At 49.4% G+C, this 8,704-nt stretch carries 6 protein-coding genes; all 6 read right to left on the bottom strand.

The window, feature by feature from the left end:
• Positions 1-488: 488 nt before the first annotated feature.
• Positions 489-1,487, bottom strand: coding sequence for a glycosyltransferase family 4 protein (locus tag ACLQ6D_RS06045; protein WP_411726387.1), 999 nt, complete (start codon positions 1,485-1,487; stop codon positions 489-491).
• A 17-nt stretch (positions 1,488-1,504) separates the two neighbouring features.
• Positions 1,505-2,860, bottom strand: coding sequence for an MFS transporter (locus ACLQ6D_RS06040; RefSeq protein ID WP_411726386.1), 1,356 nt, complete (start codon positions 2,858-2,860; stop codon positions 1,505-1,507).
• A 216-nt stretch (positions 2,861-3,076) separates the two neighbouring features.
• Positions 3,077-4,111 carry a terpene synthase family protein gene (locus ACLQ6D_RS06035; RefSeq protein ID WP_411726385.1) on the bottom strand — a complete coding sequence of 345 codons (1,035 nt, stop codon included), beginning with the start codon at positions 4,109-4,111 and terminating at the stop codon, positions 3,077-3,079.
• A gap of 278 nt (positions 4,112-4,389) precedes the next feature.
• Complete coding sequence (locus ACLQ6D_RS06030) at positions 4,390-6,489, bottom strand: diguanylate cyclase domain-containing protein (RefSeq protein WP_411726384.1); 2,100 nt, start codon at positions 6,487-6,489, stop codon at positions 4,390-4,392.
• 8 nt (positions 6,490-6,497) lie between these two features.
• Positions 6,498-7,724: a hypothetical protein gene (locus tag ACLQ6D_RS06025; RefSeq protein ID WP_411726383.1), complete on the bottom strand. Its 1,227-nt coding sequence runs from the start codon at positions 7,722-7,724 to the stop codon at positions 6,498-6,500.
• Positions 7,725-7,735: 11 nt separating this feature from the next.
• Entirely contained in the window at positions 7,736-8,203 is a 468-nt protein-coding gene (locus ACLQ6D_RS06020; protein ID WP_411726382.1) for a hypothetical protein, read from the bottom strand.
• Positions 8,204-8,704: the final 501 nt, after the last annotated feature.

Raw genomic sequence — 8,704 nt, 5'->3', positions numbered from 1 at the left:
GCTTAAGAAAGTGTCCGGTTTTAGTTGACCATTACACATGTCACTTTCGCCAAGATTAGAGGCAATGAGATTTTCAAGTACCGTCATGGTATTAACCAAACGAACCTCGGCATAAGTAGTACCCATGGCGAACCAATCGATGGCGATAAAAAGATTTCCTGATTACGTAGAACTTTCAGCCAACTTTAACAAGAAGCGGCCTTCTATACCCAATTGATTTATATGTATTTATTATAAATGGCAATGCAACCGAAAATTTAATGACTAATAAAAAATCGAATTTCTCACATTTTTATCCGATTATTCAACTCAAAAAAATTGTGAAGGTCATTAAATCAGGTGCTTCGCACTGCTTGCAGTTTCTAACGTGGCTGAATCTTATACGTAATCAGGTAACGCTATGGTAATGTACCGTGTGGACTACGCCTTACAGTGTTGACAAAGGAGGATTAATTTCTCCAAGTGGTCGGTTTGATGTCAAAAATATATCAAACCATCGGGACAAGATTGTCCACAAATTGCTGTGTGCATTTTTCCCAGGTATATTCCAGCGCGTAACGTCGGCAGGTTTGCGGATTTAATGACAATGCCGTCATGGCGGCATACTGTAGGTCTACGCTCAAAATTCCGACTTGTTCGTCCGTGATCACATCTTTGCAGCTTTGGACCGGGTAGCCCGCAACCGGAACGCCACTGGCTAACGCTTCCAACAGGACGACCCCGAAAGTATCGGTCAGGCTAGGAAAAACAAAGACATCGGCGGCTGCCATAAAACGCGCCAGGTTTTCGCCTTGCTGGTAACCAGTGAAACGGACAGCCGGATATTTTTTTGCCAGTAGGTCTCTATTGGAACCATCGCCGATGACATATTTGGTTCCAGGAAGATCCAGCTTCAGAAAGGCTTCGATATTTTTTTCGATGGCTACCCTGCCGGTGAACATAAAGATGGGGCGTTGGTCTTTGATAAAATCTTTTGTACGTGGGCGAAACAGCTCGGTGTCTACGCCCCGCGACCAACGAGCCAAACGCAAATAGCCCTTTTGGTGCATTTCCTTTTCCAGGGATGCCGTCGCTACCATGACCCGATCACTTTCACTGTGAAACCAGCGTAGGTAAGCTTCGCTTATCAACACAGGAAAACCGATGCGTAGCTTAAAATATTCCGGGAATTGACTTAGATAAGAGCTGGAATAGCGGTAACCGAATTCGCGGCAATAGCGGCGGGCAGCGTAACCGATTGGCCCTTCCGTGACCAGATGGATGGCATCCGGTTTAAATGCCTTGATAATGGGCCGCAACCGGGGACCGCAAAGAAAGGACAAGCCAACATCGGGATAGCCCGGCCACGGGTAGGCCTTAAAACGATCGGGGGTGATGAGCCCGACTTCGTGACCCAGCGTTTTCAATGTCGCGACCGTATTGGTCAAGGTCGTGACAACCCCATTAACTTGAGGATGCCAGGCATCGCTGATCAGCGCAATTCTCACGATGTCCCCTTCACACCTTACTTGCGCCTGGCCTCAATTTGAGCCCGCAGTTCTTGTTGTTTCTCCCGGGTAATGGGATAGTTCCATAGCAAAGGGAAGGCCAACAGCATAATGGAACAAGGCAGCCAGCCATAAATTCTCATCAAGGCAAATTCAGTAGCGCCACTATGGCTAGCCGCCGAAGGTTCGAAGCCGTACAGGGAGGGCAAGGTGGTTCCTAGAAAAACGCCCAGACCGATAGCCATCTTGATCGCCATACCCCAAAGCGAGAAATAGAAACCCGTGCGCTGGTGACCGGAGGCCACCGTATCATGGTCGATAACGTCAGCAGCTATCGAGTTCGACAAGAAAATGATAGCTGCCAGACTACTACCGCGAAATACGATCAGCGTCACATACAACTCAATATCGCCATGACCAACCAGTGGTAATGCCAACCCCCACAAGCCGACCCATGCTCCCGCAAAGGTTAATGCCCGGTGCTTACCTATGCGGTCGGAAAGCCATACCCATGCTGGCAAAACCACCAGCGACGTAAAAGTTTCGGCAAGAATCATGGAGGAAAACAGTTCCGACCTTCCTACAATATGCTTCAAGACCATTTTATGTAAAGTGGCCTGTATCACCAGCCCTGTTCCAAACAGGACGAGTGCGATCAGCGTCCTTATAAAAGCCTGGTTACGGAATACTAGCTTCATCCCTGACCAACCGAGGTGGGAGGGGCCGTTTAATTGCTCCGGCGGTCTTTCCGGCACTTTGGACACAGCTAAAGCCACAAACAGCGGCAAGCAGATGCAGATAATCAAGGCGATGACCAGAAGCTGCTCACGATTGCCGTGATAACCCAGGAACCCCATCACCATGAGTATCAGCAGAAAAAAGATATGCCCGGAAGCGCCAAAGGCTTCCCGCCAGGCAGCAACTCGCGAGCGTTCCTTATAATCAGTTGAAAGTTCGGCGCCCCAGGCTTTATAAGGTAAATCGAATATATCAAAGGACAAAAACAGCAGGCTAGTCCAGATAAAAAGATAAACAACAGATACCTTTCCGCCAGGCACAAAAACCATCCAGGTAGACAGTACCAATAAAGGGGTGCCTAAAACTAACCAGGGTTTACGCCGCCCCCAGCGCGTATGCCAGCGATCGCTCAGGATGCCCATAATGGGGTCGGTAAAGACATCCAACAATCGTGAAATTGCAATCGCCATCCCCACGCTTGCTAGCGGTAACGCCAGATCATCTGCATAATAAGAAGGGATAAACAGTACCAGGGGCAATAACACCATCGAGTGGGTTAGATGAGGCAGGCCATAGAGCGCCATCAGCCTATGATTGAGGGTAGGTACGTTATTAGGAAACGTTTGATTAGGCATTGTTACAGCGCGTTTGTGTCGATAATGCAAATGCGCCTGATTATAAGGCCAATAGCGGCAACTCTACTAATGACAAATCATAGTATAGGCCGAAACAGCCAGTGCCCAGATGAAACGCAGTGAAATACGGAAAAATCAGCGTTTGCCCCCAGATTCCGCAAAAACTCCATCCGGGCTACCCTGCCTGGGAAATGGTGGGACAAACGGAACCTAATTTTATTGGTTTCGCAAATGACCGGTCCCGACATCGGTCATTTGCGGTTGAACAGCTAATATTAAAGGGCTTAAACCTTTCAAATCCGGGTCGAATTCGCTATAGCGCCCAGTTTCCCTATACCATTGGATATGGCCCCCCATCCAGGCATGTAGGGCATAGAGATAGCCTGCCAACTGAATTTGCTCTGCAGGATCAAAGTGTGGCAGGCGTTTTTCCAATTTAACAAATGCCGCCATCTCCTGGTCACAGTAGTTAATGGCTTGGCTGACTGCTTCACCCAGCGTCAGGTTGTACGTCTTTTGCAAAACCAAGACCAGATTGTTCATATTGTTTTCGCGGATTTCCTTTTGCAATCCCATGATGTCATTGACCCAACAAATGTGGTGGTTGGCCATTATTGCCAACTGCTGCACATAAAGATGCTCCAAAAACCATGCCTGCGGAGATAGGTCAAGAGTCAAATAAATGATGTTGAAACAACTAAACACAGCGCCAGTGTGTTGTCTTAATTTCACATAGGTCGTCAGGTCTGGCGTAATATTTTCATGGTTATTAGCTGCTTCCCAATTGTTCCCTTGAAAGTATTGCTTCACGCTATAAATGAAGCGTTCAGCCCAGGTGAGGCTGGTTCTGTTCATAATCCGTTGACGAATGTCAGCCAACGCATGAGCCAGGGCGCTATCATTTTGACTCGGTCTATCCCCTTCTAATATCTTGATGAGGCGCGTATGTATGGCTCCGATTTGCTTGGGGTCACTGCCAATGGCCGTCGCATCCACAATATCATCATGGGCGAATAGCCAAGTGTGCCAGTCAGCCGTCAATTCTAGATCCTCAAGTTGGGAATAGGGCTGGGTGAGTGCGGCGAGCCAGGCAAACTGAGCCTTTTCAAAGCGTTGGTAGTGTTTGTCAGCCCGTGCAAACAAGCCTATGTCCACTGCCCATTGCAGGGTATGTCGGTGGACAGCTTCCACATGGTTATTGATTTGCGGGGAGTAGGGGCAATAAAGTTTGGGAAAATCGATCATATCCATATTAGCTGCATAAATTAAACGAATAAACTGGGGCCATCGTCTGCGGACGACCCGATAAAATGGGGCTCTCAGTTTACAAACCCGACTAGCACCACATCCGAACCAACTGCTAATTCCGACATTCAGCATCCTGGGATTGTAAAGGAACACTATGTTTCATGGCGGTCTAACATGACTCACCAAAAATAAAGTAACCATTCAGCCTATGATTAGGAGTGATCGTAGCCCCGGATGTGTGCTGCTCATCCCGCCCGCCCCAATCAATTGTCCGCTCGCGATCATCCCGTCAACAAGCTCCTTTCCTCAGGCAGGCAATATTTATCATCCTGAGCCGTTGAAAAGAAGTGGTATCGCCCACGGCCGCCTTTTTTCGCCTCGTACATCGCCGCATCCACATTAACCATCAACTCTTCTATATTTTCGCCATGCAGGGGCATGAGCGCTATGCCAATGCTGACCGATATCCGGTATTCCTTATTGCCGAACTGAAATAGTTGCCCCGAAAGACGCTCGTAGAGGGATTTGGCAAACGCCTCCGCGCCAGTTCGCCCTGTGTTAGGCATCAGCACGGCAAACTCATCACCCCCTAAGCGGGCGACTAAATCCGACGCACGTGTGCGCGTACGCAGTTCATTCGCCAGAACCTTAAGCAATTCATCGCCTGCTGCATGGCCGCTGGTATCATTGACCGTCTTAAAATAATCCAAATCGAGCAGCATCAATGCACTGGTGATACCGCTACGGACCGAATCGGCAAAACTGCGTACCAGGTCTTCATGAAAGCAGAGCCGGTTAGCTAGGCCCGTTAAAGGATCATGGTGAGCCAGCCAGCGGCTGCGGTTTTCGGCCAAAATTCGATCGGTGGCATCCAGGCCAACTGACAGTACGGCAACATCATCATTATGTGTCTGGCCTAAATAAGTATGGTTCCAAATGATGTGACGCAGTTCGCCTTTAGCGTCGATGATGGGAGCTTCATGTCCGAGGCGATGTAGTGAGTCGGAAAAAAGACTGACCCGGTTGCTTTCATAATGCTCCTTACCTTTATCGTTTTCGATGAGGTCGATGAACAACCGCCCTTTTAGATTTTCTAACGACTGCCCTAACAACTGCGACATATACCGGTTTACCGTATGAATTTCACCGGCATGGGTTTGCGTCAGGATCATGACCTGCGCACTATCCAGAAGACCTTGAATAAAGTCCCTATCGGATGCCAGTGCAAGCTGGCTTTCCTCGATCTGACGGGTCAAATCGAATGATGACTCGTAAAGAATGTCGATTTCATCGCGAGTGCCCGATAAACGCCCCTGTATGTCGAGCCGCTTATAAGCATCGTGATAACCGCCCTGCGCAACCATCGGCAAGGTTCTGGCCAAGTGTCCGAGACGGCGTAACGGCCGCCGCAAGAACAGGAACAGAAAAACTTCCGCAAAAAACAAAGACACCGCCATCAACAGAAAACTGGTTTGGTTGGACCGCTCTAATGCGGAAGTCGTATCGCTAACATTGGATATAAAAACAAGATAGCCGTTTACGCCCTTGATAAAGCCATTCAGGGGGAGCGTATTGAAGGCGTAAAACTCTCCATTCCAGGGCAGGTCTGCACCGCTGGGGACATCCGTAGGCGAGGCATACCGTTCGGACAGGTATTCCACCAAAGGTTTAAGTGTCGTGGCATGGGTTAACGCCGCTGTGTGTAGCCGCCAACGCGGGAACGTTTTTTCGGTCTCGTTCCCGGCAGGAATCAATATGCCGATATCGACGCTTGTCGCCGTCGAAAACTCTACCACAAGGTCAGTAATTCTCTGGCTCAACCCGATATACCCGGCATGTTTACCGTCTTCTAACAGGGGCATCACGGTATTCAGTGCGCATTGGGCTTGACAGTCCAGCAGCGTTTCCGGCTGCTCAGTGTTTTGTACGCGGACAATAGCGTCTATCATGGGTTGCATAGAAACCTGACTGTTGTTGTCCGACGACCAATTCCATCGGGTGTGTCCATCCCTATCGAAAACCATGATCCTTTCAACATCCAGTTCATAACGCACACTGGAGAACTGTTCCTCCAATTCTGCCGTTGTGATGGATGCGCTGGGGTTATTGAGTTGCTCGGTCAATTTACCCAGGGATGCGAGTACGATACTGAGACGCTGCAAACGGTCGACCGAATGTTCGATAAGGCCCTTGAATTCCGCCCGCCAAGCGGCCTGGCTCGCCGTCTGCTGGGTTTTGACTTGAACCTTTAGATACCAGTAATTCAGGGTGCCAAAAGCCGCACTCATGACAATCAGCAGTAAACTAAGCGATATCAGCCATTTTCTATGTAAGCTGACAAAGCTCGGCTTGCCAATGTTGTTATAATTTTTATTCGCCATTCGACGACTCAAAAGCGGAAAGACAGCATCATGGTGAAGAGGCTCCAATTGGGGTCGCCGCCGCCGTTCATCAAATCCGGATTGTCTTTTGCGTTAAGCCAGGCTGTGCCGTTGACATAGTGATAGTCTGCTGCGAGCAAAAAATTGCGGGCGAATTCCCAGCGTGCTCCAACGGTCAGATCCCTGGCATAGAAACGATGGCGGGGTAGCCCGGTCAGTTGCGAAAGCGCCTTGCCATCGCGGTCTTCGCGGCTTACATGAAAAACATCATAACGCAGCACACCTGTAATATCCTGCTTAAACCGGTATTCGCCCTGCACATAAAAGCTCTCTGTGGTATTTTTTAACGTAACCGGAAAAAAATCCGAGCGTTTACTGTCAATCCAGCCGTATTCAGAAGTCAGCGACCAGCGCTCTGCGTTGTACTGACCGGAAAACAAGGGATACGTCGCCTGGATGTTGCCTGAAGGCGAGGTAGGCGACGTGGAACTAAAATCCCGATCCAGGTCTACGACTGAAAACATGAGTCGTCCGCGTCCCCCCATCCATTCGTAAAGGGCTCGCCCAATAAACATGGCGCGGCCATCCAATTTGCCTTGCGCATTCGGCATTCCCGTCAAGAACGCAGGGGCGCCGCCCACATTGTCCTGCGGTTGGGCTGTCATGAATTCCAAGTTGAGCCGGTGCTCACCGTGAGTATAACGACCGTACAATACGCCGCCATCGGCTGAAATCATCGCCTGGCGTAAGCCCAGGGTATCGAAATAGACGGACTGCGGCAACAGCACGGTCGGGCGTGTCCAGACCATGTCTCGGCTGTCATTGTACAGGCCAAACGGAACTTTTACCCGGCCGCCTCGGACACCCAGTACCAACGAGGAATCCAATAAGGGAGCGCTATAATCAACCTGGGCAAAATCAAGCCGTACCCCCAGCGCGTCCGATGCGCCGGTATCCCGGTATAATCCTTGCGCTGAGATCAGTAGATTGGGCAACAGCTTGACAGAGGCATTGACACCCATTTCCCTGTAATCCAGACTGACATCCTGGCTAGTTCCAAAAACTTGGTTATGATCCGTATAGGTAAAGCCTTGGCTTAAAAAACCATGCAATTGCCAGTCGCCGTTATGCCATTCCAGCGCTGTTGCATTAAACGGTAACAGTAAAGTCAATACGGCGAGCATCACCCTGGGGGCTGTATTTCTCAGGCTAAATAGTCCATACACTGATTTCATCGATATTCTCCTTATTGACCTATATAGCCAATGCTGCCTGGCGTATGTTTGATGCGCATCTGCATTTCCTCTGGTGTTTCAACTGTTGTAGGAGCCACGCCGGTACCTGAATAAACCATGCGATCCCAAGCAGAGCGCAATTGAAATGGGTAAACCCCCAAGACTTCTTTCGCAAACCGGGCGTGCAGCGGGTGATTGTCAGGCAGGACGAACACATGGATAGGCGAACCGTCAGGCCAGGAACCCAGGCGCATAAAGAAAATTTCGCGCACCGTCTCCGATGAATAACGCTTTGCTTGTCCGTTTGAATCTAATAGCATTGGTTTCAAATCGCCTGCCTGGAGTGTCGCGTTGGGTAATAAAATAATGACGGACAGCAGCAATACCCGCTGTAACCGGAAGAGGGTAAGCACAAATACTTGCAGCGTTCCGGCGGCAAAACGCGCCATAACAGGGATATAGTCGTTAGGCGGCAGCATTGAGGTTCCGCGATAAATAGATAAACTTGGTCAAGCTCAATAAGCGTCTTCGCAATCTGCCCATCGATGCGAGCGCATTAAATCGATTTGCCGCTGAATGGATTCTGGGAACTTGTGGAGGAACGGCAATTAACAGGCCAAGTTCACAGCACCCGGCATTCCACGAAGCAACGGAAGCTGTCCAGACGCGATAGCCGGAACTAAACACAATACTGCGCAAAAGCAGATGTCTCGCTGAATCAATCAGGAATGAATAGTCGTATTTCACAGAAACAATATAGTTATAGTTAAAGTTATGAGACCGTTGCACGGAACCGCCATCCCTACGCCATGGCAATTGCGGAATACAAATTTTTAACTTCAAATAACCCAAGGCCACTTGCCGTTAAAAGCCGACAAGATAAGCATAGTTCCGCTATGCAGGAAGTCAAGGAATATAGCCTACCCGATATGGCGCAACCCTAGGGCGCAATAGGCGTTAGCTGTATTGCAACGCGTGGT

It is taken from the genome of Methyloglobulus sp., from assembly GCF_046714055.1.
GTDB lineage: Bacteria > Pseudomonadota > Gammaproteobacteria > Methylococcales > Methylomonadaceae > Methyloglobulus.
This window is presented reverse-complemented; position numbering and strand designations above follow the sequence as displayed.